This window comes from Nocardia sp. NPDC055002 (assembly GCF_053608825.1).
On the sequence record NZ_JBSGWE010000004.1, the window covers coordinates 67,192 to 87,701 of the forward strand.

Genomic DNA, 20,510 nt, shown 5'->3' on the forward strand with positions numbered 1-20,510 from the left:
CCGTGCCCGTAGGATCCACTCGGTGCCCTCATTTCCGCCGATGCCGTCGTTCCACGGGCCGAATCGCGCGACGAAAACACCGCGACCTCAGGTCCCCGTCCCGACGGCGCGAGCGATCGTCGACTGCGGGGTCTACGTCGACGGCGAGCGGCAGCCGGGACATTTCACACCGCAACAGGCGCTGACAGCGGCGGAGCGGACCGATGCGGGATTCGTCTGGATCGGCCTGCACGACCCGGACGAGCGGCAGATGAACGACATCGCCTCGATCTTCGACCTGCACCCGCTGGCGGTGGAGGACGCGGTGCAGGGCAGGCAACGCCCCAAGCTCGAGCGCTACGCCGACACCCTGTTCCTGGTGATGAGCACGGTCTGCTACGTCGAACACGACATCGACTCCACCAGCGAGATCGTGGAGACCGGCGACATCATGGTCTTCACCGGGCCGCGCTTCGCCGTCACAGTGCGCCACGGCGAACACACCCACCTGTCCACGGTGCGCCACGAGCTCGAAAAGCAGCCCGAGCAGCTGAAATACGGGCCGACCGCGGTGTTGCACGCCGTCGCCGACCACATCGTGGACACCTACGTCGATGTCACCGAGTCCGTCGGCGTCGACATCGACGAAATGGAGGAGGCGGTGTTCACGCCCGCCTCGAAGATCGGCATCGGCTCGATCTACCAGCTCAAACGCGAAGTGGTGGAATTGCGAAGGGCGGTCGCGCCGCTGGCGGTTCCGCTGGAGCGGCTGGTGAACAACACCGACTTACCGGTGCCGACCGAGATCCGTCGCTATCTGCGCGACGTGGCCGATCACCAGGCCAGCGTCTCCGATCACATCAGTTATTTCGACGAAGCGCTCAGCGGGTTGGTCAATGCCGCGCTGGCCAAGATCAGCGTTCAGCAGAACACCGACATGCGCAAGATCTCGGCCTATGCCGCGATGGCGGCGGTGCCGACGATGATCGCCGGCGTGTACGGCATGAATTTCGACCACATGTGGGAGCTGCACCAGGTGTGGGGCTATCCCGTGGTGCTGATCGTGATGGCAGTGCTGTGCGCGGTGCTGTTCCGCAGCTTCCGCCGAAACGGCTGGCTCTAGAGATTCACCGCGCCGCGCTCGGGATCACGCACGTCGATCCCGGCTTCGGCCCACGCGTCGCGCAACGCTTGGGCGCCGCGCACACGCACCCAGGCGGCCTCGGTCGCGGTCACCGGGGTGACGCTGAGGTAGCGCACCGGGTCGGCAGGGTCCGGCAGCGGGATCGCGGGAATATCGCTCTCACCGAGCACGACCGCGGTGAACTTCGCGTTGCGCCACAGCGGTTCTCCGAGATCGAGTAGCGCGTCGGCCTGCAGCACAACGCCTTCCACGGCGGGCGAGGCGACCAGCACACCGAGGGATTTGGCCACCCCGACCTGCGGGTCGGCGCTCATCAGCAGCGTCAGGACCAGTTCCGCGCGTGGTCCGCGCACCGGGTCGGCCAGCAGATCGGTCGGATCGCCCATCGGATGACGGGAACCGCCCAGCGTCGCGTAGTGGACCGCGCCGTCGCCCGGAATACGCAGGATCTCGACGGGTTCCAGCCCGAGGAAGGTCAGCGACGCCGAATCGACCTGGGCGCGTTCGACATCGAAGTGGTCCAGCACCGCGGCACGGACCGTGTTCTCCACATCCATCGCGCTACAGGGCCAATCTGGCAAGCATGTCGCGGGCCTGTTCGGCGGACTTCGGATCGCACAGCACGTCGTAACGGCCCGCGACCAGCTGCATGGTCGAGGCGAAGTCGCGCTGGCCCTTGGTGGCCGCGTACGGGATCGACGTGGTGATGACGCCGAAGACGATGCCGCCGAGCAGGCCGACGACGAGCGGACCGAGCGCACCGCCGGTGGTCGTGAACAGGCTCAGCAGCAGACCGAGGAACAGGCCGAGCCAGGCACCCGACACCACGCCGCCGCCGATGACCTTGCCCCACGTGAGCCGGTAGAGCACCCGCTCCACCTGCATCAGATCGACACCGACGATGGTCACGTCCTGCACCGGGAACTGCCCGTCGGCCAGGTAGTCGACCGCGCGCTGCGCCTCCGCGTAGGTCGGATACGAGCCGACCGGCCAGCCCGACGGCGGCGTCGGCAACGCCTGCCGCCCGCGATTCGAGTTGCCCAAGGGATTCGTCATAGTCCTATTCTGCTATTCGTCGACCGACTGTGCCGCAGTGAAACGCGCCATTCACCCCCGCGGGGATCAAGCGCCGGTTCTCGTCATCCCCGCGGCGCGCCCCTTGTCGGCGACAACCTGAGCCATCTTGGCGCTCGCTTCGTCGATCATCTCATCCCCCAACATGACAGCGCCACGCGCGCCACCGGCCTCGGAGGTGTGGAAGGCGTAGGTCTCCAAGATCAACTCGGCGCGGTCGTAGTCGGCCTGACGTGGACTGAAGATCTCGTTGGCCGCGTCCACCTGGCCGGGATGCAGCACCCACTTGCCGTCGAAACCCAGCGCGGCCGTGCGGGCAGCGGCCCGGCGGAAACCGTCGACATCGCGAATTTGCAGGTAGGGTCCGTCGATCGCCTGCAACCCGTGCGCGCGAGCGGCGAGCAGGATGGTCATCAGGATGTGGTGGTAGGCGTCGCCGACGTCGTAGCCTTCCGGCTGCTCGCCCACCACCAGCGTGCGCATATTGATACTGGCCATGAAATCGGCGGGCCCGAACACCAGCGTCTGCACGCGCGGGCTGGCGGTGGCGATGGCGTCGATATTGCGCAGGCCCAGCGCGTTCTCGATCTGCGGTTCGATGCCGATCCGGCCGACCTCGAGACCGCTGGCCTTCTCCACCTGGGTGAGCAGCAGATCGAGCGCCTGCACCTGACCCGCGTCGGTGACCTTGGGCAACAGGATCGCGTCGAGCCAGCTGCCCGCGCCCTCGACCACGCTGATCACATCGGCGAAGGTCCATTCGGTCGACCAGTCGTTCACCCGCACCACGCGCAACTGCGAACCCCAGCCCGGTTCGTTCAGGGCGGCGACGATATTCGCCCGCGCGGCCGCCTTGGCGCCGGGGGCGACCGCGTCCTCCAGATCGAGGAACACCTCGTCGACCGGCAGAGTTTTCGCCTTCGCGATCATCTTCGGGTTGCTACCCGGCACCGCGAGCACCGAACGACGTGGCTTCATGAGGAGCGCCTCCTGGTTCGAGCGGCCGTACTCGACCGATAGCCTGATGGTCATGGCAACCACCAGGGTGTATGTCGCCCGGCTCGCCGGCCTGACGGTGCTGGGTCCGGACGGGGAGTCTATCGGCCGGGTCCGCGACGTGGTCGTCGCCGTCCGCAACGCACGCCAGCCGCCGCGGGTACACGGGCTCGTCGTCGAATTGCTCACCCGGCGGCGAATTTTCGTACCGATACTGCGGGTGACCGCGATCGAACCCGGCATGGTGACGCTCAATACCGGGACCGTGAGCCTGCGCCGTTTCGCACCGCGAGCCGGCGAGCTCCTGGCCATGGCACAGATCGTGGACTCGCAGGTGCGGGTGAACGACCCGGACCTGCCGGATCTGGCCGACGTCGACGTGCTGGTCGCCGATCTGGGTATCGAACAGACCAGGACCAGAGATTGGATCGTCAGCCGGGTCGCGGTGCGCGGACATCGGCGGATCGGGCGCAGGCGCGCGGTGCATGTCGTGGAGTGGTCACAGGTCGACGGGCTCACCCCCGCCGAAGTGGACCGGCCCGGCCAGGACGTGACCACCCTGCTCACCCAGTTCGAGGGACTGCGCGCGGCCGATGTCGCGCATCGATTGCGTGAGCTGCCGGAGAAGCGGCGCATCGAGGTGGCGATCGCCCTCAACGACGAACGCCTCGCCGACGTGGTCCAGGAACTGCCCGATGACGACCAGGTCGACTTGCTCAGCCACCTCGAGGTGCGCCGCGCCGCCGACGTGCTCGAGGCGATGGACCCCGACGACGCCGCCGACCTGCTCGGCGAACTGCCCGAGAGCGAAGCCGAATCACTGTTGGCCCTGATGGATCCCGAGGAATCCGAGCCGGTGCGCCGACTGCTCGCGCACTCCCCCGACACGGCGGGCGGTCTGATGACGCCGAAACCGATCGTCCTCGGGCCCGCGACGACCGTCGCCGAAGCGCTGGCCCGGGTCCGCGACCCCGATCTCACGCCCGCGCTGGCCTCGATGGCCTTCGTCGTGCGACCACCCACGGCCACACCGACCGGCCGCTACCTGGGCTGTGTACACATTCAGCAGCTGCTGCGGGAACCGCCCGCGCACCTGGTGGGCGGGATCGTCGACAGTGACCTGGCGCCGCTGTCCCCCGACCTGCCGCTCTCGGCGGTGACCCGCTATTTCGCCACCTACAACCTGGTGTGCGGGCCGGTGGTCGACGCGGAGAACCATCTGCTCGGCGCGGTGACCGTCGACGACGTCCTCGATCATCTGCTGCCCGAGGATTGGCGAGAAGAAGAGCCCCCGGCGCTGCAGCAGGTCGAGGCGAGCGGGAGTACGGCATGAGTGAGAAGAATCCGGCGCGGCAACGCTTGGAGACGCCGGTCGGGTCGCGCTTCCGCTTCGACTGGGATTCGGACGCCTTCGCACAGGCCAGTGAGCGCGTGGCCCGGTTCCTCGGCACCGGGCGCTATCTCGCGATCCAGACGGTGATCGTGATCGTGTGGATCCTGATCAATGTGTTCGCGGTGGCGCTGCGCTGGGATCCGTACCCGTTCATCTTGCTCAACCTGGCCTTCTCCACCCAGGCCGCCTACGCGGCGCCGCTGATCCTGCTGGCGCAGAACCGTCAGGACAACAGGGACAAGGTCTCGCTCGAAGAGGACCGGACCCGGGCCGCGCAGACCAAGGCCGATACCGAGTTCCTCGCCCGCGAACTCGCCTCACTGCGTCTGGCGGTGGGCGAGGTCGCCACCCGCGACTACCTGCGGCGTGAGCTGGAGGAGATCAAGGACGTGCTCGACCGCATCGATGCGGTCACCACGCCCGACGGCGCGCCGAAGCCGGACAAAAAGCGAAAAGCAGTCCGCAAGAAAACCTCCGGTCAAACGGCCTCTTCCGCCCCGATTTCGCCTGGTGCTCCAGATGCATGACCGGAAATGCTCAACAACTTCCTGACCGGTAGGTAACCTGGATCACGTTGTTCCGGGTGGGCCGGAGGGGGACTCTGCGGCCTGCCGCTTTTCGACGAAAAGGGTGTGGCCGTGCGAATTTCTGCTCCGATAACGATGTCGGCCCTTGTAGTCGCAGGTCTTGTCGCCTCCGGGTCCGGGGTGCACACCAGCGACCCGAGCACCGCGCCGACCGCACCGGAGGCCCTGCTGGCGGCCACGGCGAGCACCGCCGAGGACACCCCCGAAACCGATCCGTCCGAGATCGTCGGCCTGCTGCCGGTCGCGCAGGAGGCGCCGCGCCGGTTGCGCGCACTCAACGCCAACACCGCCGCACCCTTCGCGGGAACAGTTCCGCTGCAAAGCATTTCGCTGCCCACGGGCAGCGGCGCGCTCGGCATCCCGGAGATCGTGCTCGCCGCCTACCGCAACGCCGAGCTGGCCATGGAATCCGCGCAGCCGGGCTGCGGGCTCACCTGGAACCTGCTCGCGGGCATCGGCCGGATCGAATCCGGGCACGCCAGCAGTGGCCGCACCGACCCCGCCGGTACGACGACGACGCCGATCTTCGGCCCCGCCCTCGACGGCACCCTGCCCGGCAACGAGGTGATCAAGGAAGCCGACGGCGGCTTCGTGCGAGCCCTCGGCCCCATGCAGTTCCTGCCGAGCACCTGGGCGCACTACGCCGCCGACGGCAACGGCGACGGCGCCTCGGACCCGCACAATGTCTTCGACGCGGCGCTGGCCGCGGGCAAGTACCTCTGCTCGGGTGGCATGAACCTGCGCGAGGCGGCCCAGGAGCTGCGGGCGGTTCTGCGCTACAACAACTCGATGTCCTATGCGGCCAACGTGCTGAGCTGGTCGGCGGCGTACCGGACCGGCGGCGCGCCGAGTCAGGTGGCCATCTCGCCGGAGATCATCCCGCCGGGTAGCGGTCCGCTGGTGGCGCCCAATGTGCTGGCGGCCTCGACCAACACCCCCACGTCCACCACCACGCCCACCCCGGCGACGCCGAAGGTCACCACGCCGACGCAGGTGATGATCACGCTGCCCGGCCTGCCGCCGATCCCCTGCGGGATCTTCTGCCCGGCGCCGGTCGCGCCGCCCGAGACGTGTGTGAGCGAGCCGCTGCCCGCGCAGATGCCGAACCCGCTCGCACCCGAGCAGCAGCCCGCCGACAAGCCCGCCGAGCAGACCTACGGCGCTGCGGCGCCGAAGGATCCGGCCGCACCCGAGCAGCCGGTGGTCGAGCCCGCCGCGTGCACCCCGGCGGCGGTCGCCCCCACGGAGACCCCCGCACCCACCACACCGGAGAAGACACCGGAACCGGGTGTCGCCCCGGCCGAGGAGCCCGCACCCGCCGAGCCCGCGCCGGTGGCGCCCACCCAGCAGCCCGGCATCACGCTGCCGTTCGGCATCGTCATCCCGCTGCCGCCCGCCCCTGCACCGGCCCCGTAGAAATCAAACCGAAATACAGATCACGGAGGGGTAACAAAAAGGTCTCGGGTGCGGTAATCTCTTCTCATCCAACACGGTTGAGGAGGGCACCACACAGTGGGTCGTCATCGGAAACAGCCTGCTACGACAGTTCGCCGTAGCTCGCTCATCGCACTGACCGGATTGGTCCCCGCTGGATTGGTAGCCGTGACCGCGGCCGCCACCGAGGCGACCCCGGCAACCAACGCAGCTGTCGAGCACGACCTGCTGCCCGGCGCCGAGCCGGAGGCTACGGCCGATCTGGTCTCGTCGCCTCAGGCCGACATCGCCGAGGTCGTCCACGCGGAAGCGCGCCAGTCGCCCTCGGCCGCGCCGGTCGTGAAAACCGTTGCACTGCCGGATGATCGCGCGTCCGCCGATATGCCCGCGGGTCCGCTCGGCATTCCGGGCATCGCCGTCGCCGCCTACCAGACCGCCGAACAGCAACTGGCCGTGGAGAATCCGCACTGCGGGATGTCCTGGTCGCTGCTGGCGGGCATCGGCCGCGTCGAGTCCACCCACGCCTACGGCAAGGCCGACGCGCAGGGTAACCCGATCAAGGCGGTCTACGGGCCCGTCCTCGACGGCAGCCTCTCCGGCAACAATGTCATCCACGACACCGACGGCGGCGAGCTCGACGGCCTCGGCGGCTACGACCGCGCCATCGGCCCGATGCAGTTCCTGCCCGAGACCTGGCACCGATACGCCGCCGACGGCAACGCCGACGGCAACGCCGACCCCCAGAACCTCTTCGACGCGGCCCTCACCGCGGGCCGCTACCTGTGCGACGGTGGCCTGAACATGCGCGACCTCTCCCAGCAGTCGAAGGCGATCCTGCGCTACAACAACTCGATGGCCTACGTCGCCAACGTGATGGCCTGGTCGGGTTCCTACTCCAGCGGCCTCGCCCCCAAGCCCCAGGACCTCCCCCGAATCCACTAGGAAGCGGCCTACCGGCCGGCGACTGTCGTCCCCGGATCGTCGACCGATCCGGGGGCGCATAACATCGGGGGTATGTCAGTGATTACGGAAGCGGATGTGCGGGCGGCGCTCGCGAAGGTCGACGACCCGGAGATCCGCAAACCGATCACCGAGTTGGGGATGGTCAAGTCCATCGCCATCGCCGACAGCGGTGATGTGCACATCGAGATCTACCTGACCACCTCCGGGTGCCCGTTGCGGACCGAGATCATCCAGCGGGTCACCAAGGCCGTCGCGGACGTCAACGGCGCGGGGGCGGTGACCGTCGATCTCGATGTGATGAGCGATGAGCAGCGCACCGAGCTGCGCAAGTCGCTGCGCGGCGATTCGGCCGAGCCCGTCATTCCGTTCGCCCAGCCCGGTTCGCTGACCCGCGTCTACGCGGTGGCTTCCGGTAAGGGTGGCGTCGGCAAGTCCAGCGTCACCGCCAACCTCGCCGTCGCGCTGGCCCAGCGTGGACTGTCGGTCGGTGTGCTCGACGCCGATATCTACGGCCACTCCATCCCGCGCATGCTCGGCTCCGACGCCAAGCCCACCCAGGTCGAGCGGATGATCATGCCGCCGGTGGCGCACGACGTGAAGATGATCTCGATCGCGCAGTTCACCCAGGGCAACACCCCCGTGGTGTGGCGCGGTCCGATGCTGCACCGCGCGCTGCAGCAGTTCCTCGCCGATGTGTTCTGGGGCGACCTGGACGTGCTGCTGCTCGACCTGCCGCCCGGCACCGGCGACGTCGCGATCTCCCTCGCCCAGCTCATCCCGAGCGCCGAGATCCTGGTCGTCACCACCCCGCAGATCGCCGCCGCCGAAGTGGCCGAGCGTGCGGGTGCGATCGCCCTGCAGACCCGCCAGCGCATCGCCGGGGTCGTGGAGAACATGTCCTGGCTCGACCTGCCGGATGGTTCGCGCATGGAGCTCTACGGCTCCGGCGGCGGCCAGGTCGTCGCCGACCGCCTCACCCGCGCCGTCGGCTCGAATGTGCCGCTACTCGGCCAGGTCCCGATCGAGCAGGCCCTGCGCGAAGGCGGCGACGACGGCAACCCGATCGTGCTCGCCGACCCGGCGAACCCCGCCGCCGTCGCCCTGCTCGGTATCGCCGACAAACTCGCCGTCCGCAAGCGTGGCCTCGCGGGCATGTCCCTCGGCATCGATACCACTCGACACCTGTAGAACATGGGTAACTCACCGGGTACGTGCAAACCTGACGACCTCGAGAACCGTCGGTCGCCAACGGCGCGCAAGTCCGCACACGAGTCCGGCTCGAATACGCGGAGAGGCGGAGGAGCTTCATGCTGACGCTGCTTCTTTACGTGCTCATCGTCGGGTTGGTCGCGGCGATGCTGTTCCTCGTCGCCAGTGCGGTATTCGGGCGGTCCGAGGAGCTCGGGCCCTTACCCGAGGGGACCACCGCTACCGTGCTGCCCGCCGACGGCGTCACGGGGGCCGATGTGCGGGCGTTGCGATTCCAGCAGGTGGTGCGTGGGTACAAGGCCGGCGAGGTCGACTGGGCGCTGGGCAGGCTGGCCGAGCGGATCGACGAACTCGAGTTCGAGCTGGCGCAGGCTCGGCAGTGGCAGGCGCAGGTGGCGGCGGGCCAGGATCGCGGGTGAGCGAGCTCGCCGACGACGGCCTCGTGCGCTGCGACTGGTCGACCGGCTCGCAGCTGTACCGCGATTACCACGACACCGAATGGGGTCAGCCCCTGCACGGTGACGACGCCATGTTCGAACGGCTCTGCCTCGAGGCCTTCCAGTCCGGCCTGGCCTGGATCACCGTCCTGCGTAAACGGCCCGCCTTCCGCAGTGCGTTCGCCGGTTTCGAGATCGCGAAGGTCGCCGAGTTCGACGATCACGACCGCGCGCGGCTGCTGGCCGACGCGGGCATCGTGCGCAACCGCGCCAAGATCGACGCGGTGATCAACAACGCCCGGGTTGCTCGCGACCTGCCGGTGAGCCTGGACGAGCTGCTGTGGTCGTTCGCACCCGCGCCACGCCCACGGCCGACCTCGATCGAGAATGTGCCCGCCACCACACCCGAATCCATTGCTCTGGCAAAGGAATTGAAGCGCCGAGGGTTCGCTTTCGTCGGCCCGACGACGGCGTATGCCCTCATGCAGGCAACCGGCATGGTGGACGATCACCTGGATGTTTGCTGGGTGGCAGCGGTACCGAACGGAACCGACTCCGCAGTCACATTTCGCACTCAGGTGTCCGCCCGCGACGGCAATAGGGAAGAATAGGACCGGTGTGGCCCGCCGAACACCCGGCGAGCCCGCTGGTTGGCGACAACCGGCAGACGAGAAAACAGTGCGCAGAACCACCGCGCAGATCTGGAGGGAGCAGAGGATGGCGGCCATGAAGCCCCGTACCGGGGACGGTCCCCTCGAAGCAACCAAGGAAGGTCGTGGAATCGTCATGCGGGTTCCACTCGAGGGTGGCGGGCGTCTGGTCGTCGAACTCACACCGGACGAGGCTGCGGCGCTCGGTGACGAACTGAAGAGCGTCACCAGCTGAATGCGCTGACCGAGGTCGCCGCACTTCTGGCCTGCCCGGAGTGCGGCGACGAGCTGCAACCGCACGATCGTGCGCTGCGATGCGGTACCGGTCACAGCTTCGACATCGCCCGCCAGGGCTATGTCGGACTGCTGACCGGCGCATCGACGAAAATGACCGGCGACACCCCCGACATGCTCGACGCCCGCGCCGCTTTTCAGGGTGCGGGCCATTTCGCCCCGATCGCCGCGGCGATCACTCGTGCCTTCGACACCGTCGCGACGGTGCTCGAAATCGGGGCGGGCACGGGCTACTACCTCGCCGACGTGCTCGACGCGCACCCCGATGCGCTCGGCATCGCCTTGGATGTGGCAAAGCCCGCCGCCCGTCGAGCCGCCCGCGCGCACCTTCGCGCGGCCTCCGTACTCGCTGACGCCTGGCGCGGCCTGCCACTGCGCGACGATGCCGTCACCGGCGTGCTGTCGGTGTTCGCCCCGCGCAACCCCGCCGAGGTCGCCCGCGTCCTCGCGCCCGGCGGACGCTTCGTCGTCGTCGCTCCCACGACGCGTCATCTGGGCGAGCTGATCGGCCCCCTCGGCATGGTGGGCGTCGACCCGGACAAGGACCGGCGCCTGGCCGACTCGCTCGCGGGCGCGTTCGCCCGTGCCGAGCACACCCTCGTCGAGTTCCCGATGAAGCTGTCTCGCACCGATGTCACCCATGTCGTCGCGATGGGCCCGTCGGCCTTCCACCGCACATCCGCCGACGATCCACGCATCGCGGCACTGCCGGACGTCACCGAGGTGACGGCGTCGGTCACCGTGTCGACCTATCTGCCGAACCGCTGACCTAGCGCAACACACTCCGGTACACGTCGAGCGTGTGCTCGGCGATCCGCGCCCAGTCGAACTCCGCGATCGCCCTCGCCCGCCCGGCCTCGCCGTAGCGCACGGCCAAGGCCGGATCCCCCGCGACCTCGTTCACCGCGGCGGCGAGCCCGCGCTCGTATTCCCCGGTCGCCTCGGGGTCGTAGTGCACCAGACGCCCGGTGACCCCGTCGTCGACCACCTCCGGAATCCCGCCGACGTCCGAGGCCACGACGGCGGTCGCGCACGCCATCGCCTCCAGATTCACGATGCCCAGCGGTTCGTACACCGACGGGCACACGAAGACCGACGAAGCGGACAGGATCTGGCGGACCTGCTCGGCGGGGAGCATCTCCTTCACCCAGAAGACGTTGCCGCGCTGCCGCTGCAATCCGTCGACGGCGGCGGCGACCTCCACCTCGAGTTCCTTGGTATCGGCCGCACCCGCGCACAGCACCACCTGGATGTCCGGGGCGAACGAGGCGGCCGCGGCGAGCAGGTGCCCGACGCCCTTCTGCCGGGTGATCCGCCCGACGAAGGACACGATCGGCAGGTCGGCGCGCACGCCGAGCCGCTCGAGCACCGGCGCCTCGTCGGCGGCGGGCGGGCCCGGGTGCCACACGCTCGCGTCGATACCGTTGTGCACTACATGGACTCGATCGGGGTCGATCGCGGGATAGGCGTCGAGCACATCGTGGCGCATGCCTTCGCTGACCGCGATCACCGCGTCGGCGTTCTCCATCGCGTTGCGTTCCGACCACGACGACAGCCGGTACCCGCCACCGAGCTGCTCGGCCTTCCACGGCCTGCGCGGTTCCAGCGAATGCGCGGTGAGCACATGGGGGATCCCGTACAGCATGGCGGCGAGATGACCGGCCAGGCCCGCGTACCAGGTGTGCGAATGCACCACGTCCACGCCGCCCGCCGCGTCGGCCATCCGCAGCTGCGCCGACATCATCTGCAACGCGGCGTTGGCGGCGTACAGCTCGGGGTCGGGGCGATGCACCACCGCACCGGCGCGCGGCGCGCCCATGCAGTGCACGGTGACGTCACAGAGCTCACGCAATCGGGAAGTGAGTTCGGTGACATGTACTCCCGCACCGCCGTACACCTCGGGGGGATACTCCCGGGTCAGCATCGCCACCCGCAGCGGTTGCGCTGGAGTCTGCTCGCTGTCGGTGCCATCACTCACCGGTCCAAATTAGACCCTCGGGTCGACATGGGCCACCGTAACCTCGCTGGCCCTGTACTTTGAGCAGGGTGAGGAGCCAGCCGCACGTACTCGGGATCGTGCTCGCCGGTGGCGAGGGCAAACGACTGTTTCCACTCACGGCCGACCGCGCCAAGCCGGCGGTTCCGTTCGGTGGCGCCTACCGGCTCATCGACTTCGTGTTGAGCAACCTCGTGAACGCGGGATACCTGCGTCTGTGCGTGCTCACCCAGTACAAGTCGCACTCGCTCGATCGCCACATCTCCCAGACCTGGCGGCTGTCCGGCTTCACCGGTGAGTACATCACCCCGGTGCCTGCCCAGCAGCGTCTCGGGCCGCGCTGGTACACCGGCAGCGCCGACGCGATCATGCAGTCGCTCAACCTGATCTACGACGAGGATCCCGACTACATCGTGGTGTTCGGCGCCGACCACGTGTACCGGATGGATCCGGAACAGATGGTGGCCAGCCATATCGCCTCGGGCGCCGGTGTCACCGTCGCGGGGATCCGGGTGCCGAGGGCCGAGGCCAGCGCGTTCGGCTGCATCGACTCCGACGAGTCCGGCAAGATCACCCAGTTCCTGGAGAAGCCCGCGCACCCGCCGGGTACCCCCGACGACCCGAACGTGACGTTCGCCTCGATGGGCAACTACGTGTTCACCACCCGCGTGCTGGTCGACGCCATCCGCGCCGACGCCGCGAACTCCGATTCCGACCACGATATGGGCGGCGACATCATCCCGAAGCTGGTCGCCGACGGCAAGGCAGCCGTCTACGACTTCGCCGACAACGACGTCCCCGGCGCCACCGAACGCGACCGCGGCTACTGGCGCGACGTCGGCACCATCGACGCCTTCTACGAGGCGCACATGGACCTGGTCTCGGTGCACCCCGTCTTCAACCTCTACAACAAGCACTGGCCGATTCGCGGCGCGGCGGAGAACCTGCCGCCGGCGAAGTTCGCGCAGGGCGGGCTCGCCCAGGAATCGATCGTCGGAGCAGGCTCGATCCTGTCGGCGGCCACGGTCCGCAATTCGGTGCTGAGCTCGAACGTGGTGATCGAGGACGGCGCGACGGTCGAGGGCAGTGTGTTGATGCCCGGTGTGCGGATCGGGCGTGGCGCGGTGGTGCGCCACGCGATCCTGGACAAGAACGTGGTGGTCGGCGAGGGCGAGATCATCGGCCTCGATCTCGACCGCGACCGCGAGCGTTTCGCCGTCAGCAACGGCGGTGTGGTCACCGTCGGCAAGGGGATCTGGGTCGGTTAGCCCCGCGAGGCGCAGAGCAGACCGTCGCCGATCGGGATCAGCACGCTGGTGAGCTCGGGGTTCTCGGCGATCGCCCTGGTGGCCGCGCGCACGGCCTGCGTCGCCGGGTCACGCTGTTCCTGATCGGGCACCCGCCCGCCGAGTAGCGCGTTGTTGAGGATGAACGCGCCACCCGCACGCAGCAGCCGCACGCCCTGTTCGACGTAGTGGGGGTGTTCCATCGGCGCCGCGTCGATAAAGACCAGGTCGTAGGAGCCGTCGGCCAGCCGGGGCAGCACGTCCAGCGCGCGCCCGTTGATCAGGCGCGTGCGCGACGGGGTGATCTCGGCGGTCCGGAACGCCTCCTTGGCCGCGCGCTGATGCTCGGGCTCGGAGTCGATCGTCGTCAGGGTCCCGTCCTCCCGCATCCCGTCGAGCAGCCACAGCCCGCTGACGCCCGCCCCGGTACCGACCTCTACCACCGAGCGCGCACCCAGCATCTGCGCGTACATGCTCAGCAGCGCGCCGACCGCCGCGGGCACCGGCGCGGCACCCAATTCGGTGGCCCGCTCACGCGCTTCGAGAAGGACCTCGTCCTCGACGACGGACTCCTCCACATAGGCCAGGTTCCGCTCCACGTTCGATGCCACAGCTATGAGGCTAAGCCACCGGAGGGGTATGTGTATTCAGCAAAGGGACGGATCCGGCACTGTGTCGCACCGAACCCGAACAATTGCCGGAGGTTTGCGGATCGGTCACAACAGTCCCCGAACTGCTGGTTCTCCGTTGCCGGCGGGACTAGGCTCGAGTCCGACCAGAATTCTCAGGTCACACTCAGGATCTCCACACCTGACCCATATCAGGGCAGGAAATAGTTGCCCTACGCAAGGCCAGCCGATCGCGGCGGGCACGAGGCTCGGGAACAACCGCACACAGTTGCTGGTTGATTGTCGGTAAGCAAGGTTCGCTGACCCGGACCAGCGAGGTTTCGTGCCAGCGGTCCCGAGTAGGAGGTGTCCCATCCCAATGGTAGACACGGCGCGTCAAGACGCCACCGACCAGACTCTGCCCGCTGATCTCATCGCGGCAGAAGCCGAAGAACTCGACGCCGAACTCACCGGCACCGCCGCTTTCGACGCGACCGGCGATCGCGCCGCCATGCCGTCCTGGGACGAACTCGTCCGCGAACACGCCGACCGGGTCTACCGCCTGGCCTACCGCCTCTCCGGCGATGCCCAGGACGCCGAGGACCTCACGCAGGACACCTTCATCCGGGTGTTCCGCTCGCTGCAGAACTACCAGCCCGGCACCTTCGAGGGCTGGCTGCACCGCATCACCACCAACCTGTTCCTCGACATGGTCCGCCGCCGCAACCGCATCCGGATGGAAGCGCTGCCCGAGGACTACGACCGGGTGCCCGCCGAAGGGCCGACCCCCGAGGACGCCTACCACGACTCCCGTCTCGACCCGGACCTGCAGAAAGCACTCGATTCGCTGGCGCCGGAGTTCCGTGCCGCCGTGGTCCTGTGTGACATCGAGGGTCTGTCCTACGAGGAGATCGGTGCCACGCTCGGGGTGAAGCTCGGAACCGTGCGCAGCCGGATCCATCGCGGGCGTCAGGCACTGCGCGAGTACCTTGCGCATAATGGAAGTGAGCAGCGGTACTCCGCTGAAGCCCCATCGGTGTGACGGGTGTTCCGACGTCACCCGGTGGCTCAGGTGATGTCGGTCGGAAGGAAGAAATCCGCATGAGTGTGGACCCCAGTGCCGCAGGTCGCCCACCGCGCTTTCAGCCCACCGAGCACTTGGCCAGTGAGGCTGTCGCGGCCTTCGTCGACGGCGAACTACGGATGAACGCGTATCTGCGTGCCGCCCAGCATCTTTCGGTCTGCACCGAATGCGCGGCCGAGGTCGATGCCCAGCAGCAGGCGCGGATCGCGCTGCGCCGCGCCGCCGAGGTGGCGATTCCGCGCAGCCTGCACGACAGCCTCTCGCGCATCCCGCTGGCCGACCTCCCCGGCAACGCACCCGAACCGCAACGCCGTAACGAGGCATTTCTCGGATTCATCACAGATTCCTTCACCGCGACCCGGTGGACAACGTGGCGGCGCAAGTAGAGTCTGCGACGTGACAGGCGAATCGATGAATTCCGGATCGGCCGACCACTCGGATTCGGGGGCTGAATCACCCAGGACGGACGCACGCAAGGACGCGCGGGGCACCCTGCGCCCTTCCGACGCGCCGAGCCTCGGCCCGCGCCCGGTCTACCGGCCGCACATCGACAGCCACACCGCGCGCGCGTTCCGCCGCCCGAACGGCCAAGCCGGTTCGTTCGCACCGCACGACCCCCAGCGCGCGGCCGGCAAGGGTGCCGACGACGGACTCGTCCAGCGCCCGCCGGACGGCGTGCTCGCCGAAGCGTTCGCCCGGCCCGAGGGCTCCTCGGAGCTGCTGCAGCGCGAGCCCGGCGCCGACGAGCCGAAGACCGTCATCGCGGGCCCGGTGGATCCGTGGCGTGACCCCGACGCGGCGGCCAGGCTCGGTTCGCCCGCCGTCGACACTCCCCCGCCCGCCCGGCTGCCTGTCGCGGACAAGCTGAGCGCGCGCGAGGTGCTGTTCGGTTCGCGGGTGGCGCCCAAGGCGCTCGCGATCTTGGCCGCGCTGGCGCTCGGCATCGCCGTGATCGGCGGGCTCGTCGGCCGGGTCACCGCGGAGACCGCGTCCACGCTCACCTCACGCAAGGTGACCCTCGATCAGAGCGCGGGTGTCGAGACTCCGCACAGTCAGATCGCCGCCGTCGCCAATGCCGTTCTGCCCTCGGTGGTGTCGATCCGGGTCACCGTCGGCGACAACGGCGCGACCGGCTCCGGCGTGGTGATCGACGGCGGCGGGTATGTCGTCACGAACAATCACGTGATCTCGATGGCCGCGACCGACAAGTCCAACCGGGCCGCCATCCAGGTGCAGTTCTCCGACGGCACCCGGGTGCCCGCGCAGATCGTCGGCCGCGATCCCAAGACCGACCTCGCGGTGCTCAAGGTCGAGGCGAAGAACCTGACCGTGGCCAATCTCGGGAAGTCCGCCGACGTACAGGTCGGCGACGACGTGCTGGCGGTCGGTTCGCCGCTGGGCCTGAGCAAGACCGTCACGTCCGGCATCGTCAGCGCCCTGCACCGTCCCGTGAAGCTCGCGGGCGAAGGCAGCGACACCAACGCGGTGATCGACGCCGTGCAGACCGACGCCGCCATCAACCCGGGTAACTCCGGTGGCGCGCTGGTCGACATGCAGGGCCGCGTGGTGGGCATCAACACCGCCATCCGCAGCGAGACCGGCGGTTCGGTGGGCCTCGGCTTCGCCATCCCCGTCGATGTGATGACCACCGTCACCCAGACCCTGATCCGCGACGGCCAGATGCACCACCCGGTTATCGGTCTGAGCGCGCGCACCAAGACCGTCGCCAACGAGGTGATGAGCGGTGCCGCCGTCGCCGATGTGACGCCGGGCAGCCCCGCCGACAAGGCGGGCATCGTCGAGGGCGACGTGGTCGTGCGGATCGGCGACCGCGAGGTCACCGGGCCCGACGAACTGGTGGTCGCCGTGCAGCAGCACAAGATCGGCGACAGGGTGAACGTGCAGTTGATCCGTGATGGCAGGCAGGTGGACGTGCCGGTCACCCTCGAATCCGACTGAGCTTCGACGCCGCGCGACGGGTAGCCTGGATCCGTGTTCAGCAACATCGGGTGGAGCGAGATGATGATTCTGCTCGTCGCCGCCCTCGTGATCCTCGGCCCGGAGCGACTGCCCGGTGCCGTCCGCTGGACCACGGGCGCGCTGCGCCAGGCGCGCGACTACGCCAGCGGCGCCACTTCTCAGTTGAAGCAGGAACTCGGGCCGGAGTTCGACGACCTGCGCAAGCCGCTGGCGGAGCTGAACGAGTTGCGCGGGATGAGTCCGCGGGCCGTGGTCACCAAGCACCTGCTGGGCGGTGACGACTCGGTGCTGCGCGATCTGGAGAGCGCGGTGCCCGACAAGCAGCAACTGTTCGGCACCAGCAGCGGCATGCCCGGCACCCCGGCGAAGCCCGAGCCGCAGAAGTCGCTGGAGCGCAACGAGCGCCCCCCGGTCGACTACGACGCGACCTAGCACGCTCCGGACCAGCAAACACACCGCACGGTCGGCATTTGCTACGAGGTCGCGCCGCCCGAACACTGCGGCGGCGACCTCGCCCGTCTGTGATTTGCCGACAATCCACGCCCGAGACCGTTGTCTCGCAAGACAGTTCGATGTCAACCGTTATAGACACACAACGCTGTCGAGCTGTCTAGACTTCGCACATGTCGGCCGATGACGTGGCACGAGTTTTCGCGATCGAAGACAAGGTCGAGAGACTCAAAGCAGCCACCGACGGGGTGGCGGCTGCCCAGCAGACCATCAACGAACTAACGAGGATCCGGCGAGCCGTGATCCGGGAACTCCATGCCGACGGCTGGACGTTCGCGCGGATCGGTGCCGCCGCCGGATTGTCGCGTGCGCGCATCCACCAGGTGAGCACCCAGGGCCCCGTGCCCGAGGGACTGTTCTTCGGGCACGGCACGCTGACCGTGCTCGCCCCCGAGGTCCGCTCCGGCAGGCTACTCGGCGCACCCGACCCACAAGCCGCCCAACGCCTGGCCGAGCTCTTGCGGCAGCTCGGCTTCGCCGCGAACGTCGAGACGTTCATGCCGGGCAGGCCGATCGACCTCAATCGCGACGGACTGGTGATTCTCGGCGGGCCCGAGCTCTCGCCGAGCCTGCGTCAGCTGGTGGTGGCCGATCCCCGCCTGCGCCGCACCGTCACCCGCGCGGGCGATACCCGGCGTGGCATCGAGGACAGGGCCGCACGCCGCGTGTACCGGCCGGGCGGCACCGAACCCCACGACATCGCCTACCTCGCCCGGCTGCCCCGGCCCGACCGCCGCGGCAGCATCATGCTGATCGACGGGCTGCATCCGCCCGGCTCGCTGGGTGCGATCCGATTGCTGGCAACCCGGTTGGCGACCCTGCACGAGCGCGCGAGCAGCCATCTGTTCTCGGTTCTCATCGCAGTCCGGTACGACCGCGCGACCGGCGAACCGGTCGATGCAGATCTACTCACCCCGGTATACCGCCATGAAACAGACCCAAAGTTGGCTACGACCCGGGTTCGTCCGTAGGCTGATCTAAACTCGCCGTGCTTGGTGATCTGCATCACTGTACTGTTATGGATCACAAGTCGCCCGCGATGGTTAGATTGCTAGCGAGTAACCGAGTGTGAGTAGGTGAGCATCAGATGTTCTCGTCTCCTGAGGCCAGCGCATGCCGGGTTCTGCCCGTGCACGCGAGTGGTCACCCTAGGCCCGTTCCGCCCTTCGACGCGGGGCCGGCCAGCGGCGACGTCATCGTCACCACCCATCGCGTCACCTACAGCGACCGCCTGAAGGTCTTCATCGGCCCGCACGAGGACGTGGACAGCTTTTTGCGCCCCCTGCGCCGGATGGACGGCCATCAGCGTTACGCGCTCGATCTGACCGTGCTGCCCGAACCGGTGCCCGCCACCGAGGTCACCACCTCGGTGAGTTCGGCGCGCGGCGATCTCGCGCTCGGTTGCGCCGGCTCGGCGGACGCGATGACGCTGCAGCTGCGCAGCACGGTGGATCACGTCACCCGGCGCTTCACTCTCGGCCTACCCGGCGGACGGCTCGGCCTGCCGACCGTTTACCTCCCGCACGGCGACGAGGACACCTACGTCTACCCGGAAGAGGTGTTCACCGCCGACAACGCGGTGGCGATCTTCCGCGACTTCTTCCACACCGGTGCCGTGCCGGCCGGGCTCCAGCAACGCGAGATCCTCGACTGACGACTCCCGGCCGCTCGCCGCGCGAGCATGCCCGGAGATAGCTAGGCTGGTCAGCACGGTCACAACGCCCGGACGGTGATCGTGGAGAGGCCGGTGCGCGATGCGTGATCTGCTCGGGCAGGTGCTCGAGTTGCTCCCCGACCAGGCCCTCGCGCTGGCCAGGGTCGTCGACCGGACCGGTGCCGGGCCGCGCGAAACCGGGGCCGCGATGGTGGTCACCGCGGACGGACGGGTCCTCGGCTCGCTGTCCGGCGGCTGCGTCGAATCGGCGGTACTCACCGCTGCCCACCAGGTTCTCCTCGACGGCCACGCCACCATCGAGCGTTTCGCCGCCGCCGACGAACTCACCGTCGGCCTGCCGTGCGGTGGCGAGATCGAAATCTTCGTCGAACGCCTCGATCGCACCGACCTGCCCACCCTGCGCGCGCTCCACGCCGCGCTCGACGCGCACCGCCCGGTCGCGTACGCCACGACCCTCGAGTCGGCCCCCGATCGAAAACTCCTGTACCCCGGCGATTCCCCGCCATGGCGCGGCCTCGATCACGACGCCGCCGCCCTGCTCACCGCGGGCCACAACGGCCTCGTCGGCGCCCAGGACTGCACCCCGGCCCAAGCCGACCGCCCCCGCACCTTCGTGCAGGTCTTCCGCTCGCCCGCCCGGATGATCCTGGCCGGCGCCAACGATTACACCCGAGCACTGACCGTCGCCGCGACGAACCTCGGTTACCACGTCACGGTCGTCGATGCCCGCGAGACCTTCACCACCCCAACCCGTTTCCCGGCAGCCGACGAGGTGATCGTCGACTGGCCGCATCGCTACCTCGAAGCGGAACAGGAGGCGGGCCGCATCGACGACCGGACGGTCGTCTGCGTTCTCACCCACGACCCGAAATTCGACGTTCCCCTGCTGGCTTCGGCCCTGCGCCTGCCGGACGTCGGATTCATCGGCGCACTCGGCTCCCGCCGGGCGCACGCCGAACGCACTGTCCGCCTGCGCGATACCGGCCTCACCGCCGCCGAAACCGCCCGCATCCGCAGCCCGCTCGGCCTCGACCTGGCCGCCGACACGCCCGAAGAAACCGCCGTCTCCATCCTCGCCCAAGTCCTCGCCGACCGGGGAAACACCACGGCCCAACCCCTGGCGAACCTCGACGGCCCCATCCACCGCCGGCCGGACTAGAGGCGCCTCGACGATACGAACAACCCGGCACCTGTTCATCCGCGGACAATTT

The 20,510-nt window shown here is 68.6% G+C and carries 23 protein-coding genes; 18 read left to right on the top strand and 5 right to left on the bottom strand.

Going from position 1 to position 20,510, the window contains the following annotated elements; translation table 11 throughout:
• Nucleotides 1-13 precede the first annotated feature (13 nt).
• Nucleotides 14-1,102 carry a magnesium and cobalt transport protein CorA gene (locus tag ACWF99_RS17070; RefSeq protein ID WP_378638445.1) on the top strand — a complete coding sequence of 363 codons (1,089 nt, stop codon included), beginning with the start codon at nt 14-16 and terminating at the stop codon, nt 1,100-1,102.
• Here ACWF99_RS17070 and ACWF99_RS17075 read toward each other — a convergent pair.
• The 3 genes from ACWF99_RS17075 to ACWF99_RS17085 all read right to left on the bottom strand — a co-directional run bounded on the left by ACWF99_RS17075 (nt 1,099) and on the right by ACWF99_RS17085 (nt 3,175).
• Nucleotides 1,099-1,680 (bottom strand): suppressor of fused domain protein, encoded by a 582-nt coding sequence (locus ACWF99_RS17075; protein WP_378638282.1) that lies wholly within the window; start codon nt 1,678-1,680, stop codon nt 1,099-1,101. The two genes, ACWF99_RS17070 and ACWF99_RS17075, sit on opposite strands and share 4 nt — an antisense overlap.
• A 4-nt stretch (nt 1,681-1,684) precedes the next feature.
• The gene (locus ACWF99_RS17080; protein WP_056813349.1) at nt 1,685-2,179 is read right to left on the bottom strand and encodes a general stress protein; all 495 of its coding nucleotides are present in this window, start codon (nt 2,177-2,179) and stop codon (nt 1,685-1,687) included.
• 66 nt (nt 2,180-2,245) lie between these two features.
• A complete protein-coding gene (locus tag ACWF99_RS17085) occupies nt 2,246-3,175 on the bottom strand; it encodes an HpcH/HpaI aldolase/citrate lyase family protein (RefSeq protein WP_378993388.1) in 930 nt (309 codons plus the stop codon).
• A 52-nt stretch (nt 3,176-3,227) separates the two neighbouring features.
• Here ACWF99_RS17085 and ACWF99_RS17090 point away from each other — a divergent pair, with 52 nt between their 5' ends.
• From ACWF99_RS17090 to ACWF99_RS17130, 9 genes are all read left to right on the top strand, one after another.
• Entirely contained in the window at nt 3,228-4,526 is a 1,299-nt protein-coding gene (locus ACWF99_RS17090) for a magnesium transporter MgtE N-terminal domain-containing protein (RefSeq protein WP_378638280.1), read from the top strand.
• Nucleotides 4,523-5,113 carry a DUF1003 domain-containing protein gene (locus ACWF99_RS17095; protein ID WP_378638278.1) on the top strand — a complete coding sequence of 197 codons (591 nt, stop codon included), beginning with the start codon at nt 4,523-4,525 and terminating at the stop codon, nt 5,111-5,113. Before ACWF99_RS17090 ends, ACWF99_RS17095 begins: the two co-directional genes overlap by 4 nt.
• 111 nt (nt 5,114-5,224) lie before the next feature.
• Nucleotides 5,225-6,589: a lytic transglycosylase domain-containing protein gene (locus ACWF99_RS17100; protein ID WP_378638276.1), complete on the top strand. Its 1,365-nt coding sequence runs from the start codon at nt 5,225-5,227 to the stop codon at nt 6,587-6,589.
• Between the two features lie 96 nt (nt 6,590-6,685).
• The gene (locus tag ACWF99_RS17105; RefSeq protein WP_452536705.1) at nt 6,686-7,549 is read left to right on the top strand and encodes a lytic transglycosylase domain-containing protein; all 864 of its coding nucleotides are present in this window, start codon (nt 6,686-6,688) and stop codon (nt 7,547-7,549) included.
• Between the two features lie 72 nt (nt 7,550-7,621).
• On the top strand, nt 7,622-8,758 hold the full coding sequence (locus ACWF99_RS17110) for an Mrp/NBP35 family ATP-binding protein (RefSeq protein WP_378638272.1): 1,137 nt from the start codon (nt 7,622-7,624) through the stop codon (nt 8,756-8,758).
• A 119-nt stretch (nt 8,759-8,877) separates the two neighbouring features.
• Nucleotides 8,878-9,198, top strand: a complete 321-nt coding sequence (locus ACWF99_RS17115; RefSeq protein ID WP_378638270.1) for a DivIVA domain-containing protein — start codon at nt 8,878-8,880, stop codon at nt 9,196-9,198.
• Nucleotides 9,195-9,827 (top strand): DNA-3-methyladenine glycosylase I, encoded by a 633-nt coding sequence (locus tag ACWF99_RS17120; protein WP_378638268.1) that lies wholly within the window; start codon nt 9,195-9,197, stop codon nt 9,825-9,827. The genes ACWF99_RS17115 and ACWF99_RS17120 overlap by 4 nt, the downstream gene beginning before the upstream one ends.
• A 106-nt stretch (nt 9,828-9,933) precedes the next feature.
• Nucleotides 9,934-10,101: a DUF3117 domain-containing protein gene (locus tag ACWF99_RS17125; protein WP_011211259.1), complete on the top strand. Its 168-nt coding sequence runs from the start codon at nt 9,934-9,936 to the stop codon at nt 10,099-10,101.
• The gene (locus ACWF99_RS17130) at nt 10,098-10,928 is read left to right on the top strand and encodes a putative RNA methyltransferase (protein WP_452537154.1); all 831 of its coding nucleotides are present in this window, start codon (nt 10,098-10,100) and stop codon (nt 10,926-10,928) included. The genes ACWF99_RS17125 and ACWF99_RS17130 overlap by 4 nt, the downstream gene beginning before the upstream one ends.
• A 1-nt stretch (nt 10,929) precedes the next feature.
• On the opposite strand, the gene glgA is transcribed toward ACWF99_RS17130, so the two are convergent.
• Nucleotides 10,930-12,096, bottom strand: coding sequence for a glycogen synthase (gene glgA, locus ACWF99_RS17135; RefSeq protein ID WP_378638438.1), 1,167 nt, complete (start codon nt 12,094-12,096; stop codon nt 10,930-10,932).
• A 110-nt stretch (nt 12,097-12,206) separates the two neighbouring features.
• Between glgA and glgC the strand changes: the two genes are divergently transcribed.
• A complete protein-coding gene (glgC, locus tag ACWF99_RS17140) occupies nt 12,207-13,424 on the top strand; it encodes a glucose-1-phosphate adenylyltransferase (protein ID WP_378638266.1) in 1,218 nt (405 codons plus the stop codon).
• On the opposite strand, the gene ACWF99_RS17145 is transcribed toward glgC, so the two are convergent.
• Nucleotides 13,421-14,053, bottom strand: a complete 633-nt coding sequence (locus ACWF99_RS17145) for an O-methyltransferase (protein ID WP_378638264.1) — start codon at nt 14,051-14,053, stop codon at nt 13,421-13,423. The genes glgC and ACWF99_RS17145 overlap by 4 nt on opposite strands.
• Nucleotides 14,054-14,429: 376 nt before the next feature.
• On the opposite strand from ACWF99_RS17145, the gene sigE reads away from it, so the two are divergent.
• The 7 genes from sigE to ACWF99_RS17180 all read left to right on the top strand — a co-directional run bounded on the left by sigE (nt 14,430) and on the right by ACWF99_RS17180 (nt 20,458).
• Nucleotides 14,430-15,092 carry an RNA polymerase sigma factor SigE gene (sigE, locus tag ACWF99_RS17150; protein ID WP_378638262.1) on the top strand — a complete coding sequence of 221 codons (663 nt, stop codon included), beginning with the start codon at nt 14,430-14,432 and terminating at the stop codon, nt 15,090-15,092.
• A 59-nt stretch (nt 15,093-15,151) separates the two neighbouring features.
• Nucleotides 15,152-15,520: a hypothetical protein gene (locus tag ACWF99_RS17155; protein WP_378638261.1), complete on the top strand. Its 369-nt coding sequence runs from the start codon at nt 15,152-15,154 to the stop codon at nt 15,518-15,520.
• 25 nt (nt 15,521-15,545) lie between these two features.
• Nucleotides 15,546-17,093, top strand: a complete 1,548-nt coding sequence (locus ACWF99_RS17160) for a trypsin-like peptidase domain-containing protein (protein ID WP_452537155.1) — start codon at nt 15,546-15,548, stop codon at nt 17,091-17,093.
• 33 nt (nt 17,094-17,126) lie between these two features.
• Nucleotides 17,127-17,546, top strand: coding sequence for a Sec-independent protein translocase protein TatB (gene tatB, locus ACWF99_RS17165; RefSeq protein WP_378993370.1), 420 nt, complete (start codon nt 17,127-17,129; stop codon nt 17,544-17,546).
• Nucleotides 17,547-17,737: 191 nt separating this feature from the next.
• Nucleotides 17,738-18,595 (top strand): hypothetical protein, encoded by an 858-nt coding sequence (locus tag ACWF99_RS17170; RefSeq protein ID WP_056813397.1) that lies wholly within the window; start codon nt 17,738-17,740, stop codon nt 18,593-18,595.
• A gap of 116 nt (nt 18,596-18,711) precedes the next feature.
• Nucleotides 18,712-19,278 carry a hypothetical protein gene (locus ACWF99_RS17175; protein ID WP_378638256.1) on the top strand — a complete coding sequence of 189 codons (567 nt, stop codon included), beginning with the start codon at nt 18,712-18,714 and terminating at the stop codon, nt 19,276-19,278.
• A gap of 100 nt (nt 19,279-19,378) precedes the next feature.
• Nucleotides 19,379-20,458: an XdhC family protein gene (locus ACWF99_RS17180; RefSeq protein WP_452536709.1), complete on the top strand. Its 1,080-nt coding sequence runs from the start codon at nt 19,379-19,381 to the stop codon at nt 20,456-20,458.
• Nucleotides 20,459-20,510: the final 52 nt, after the last annotated feature.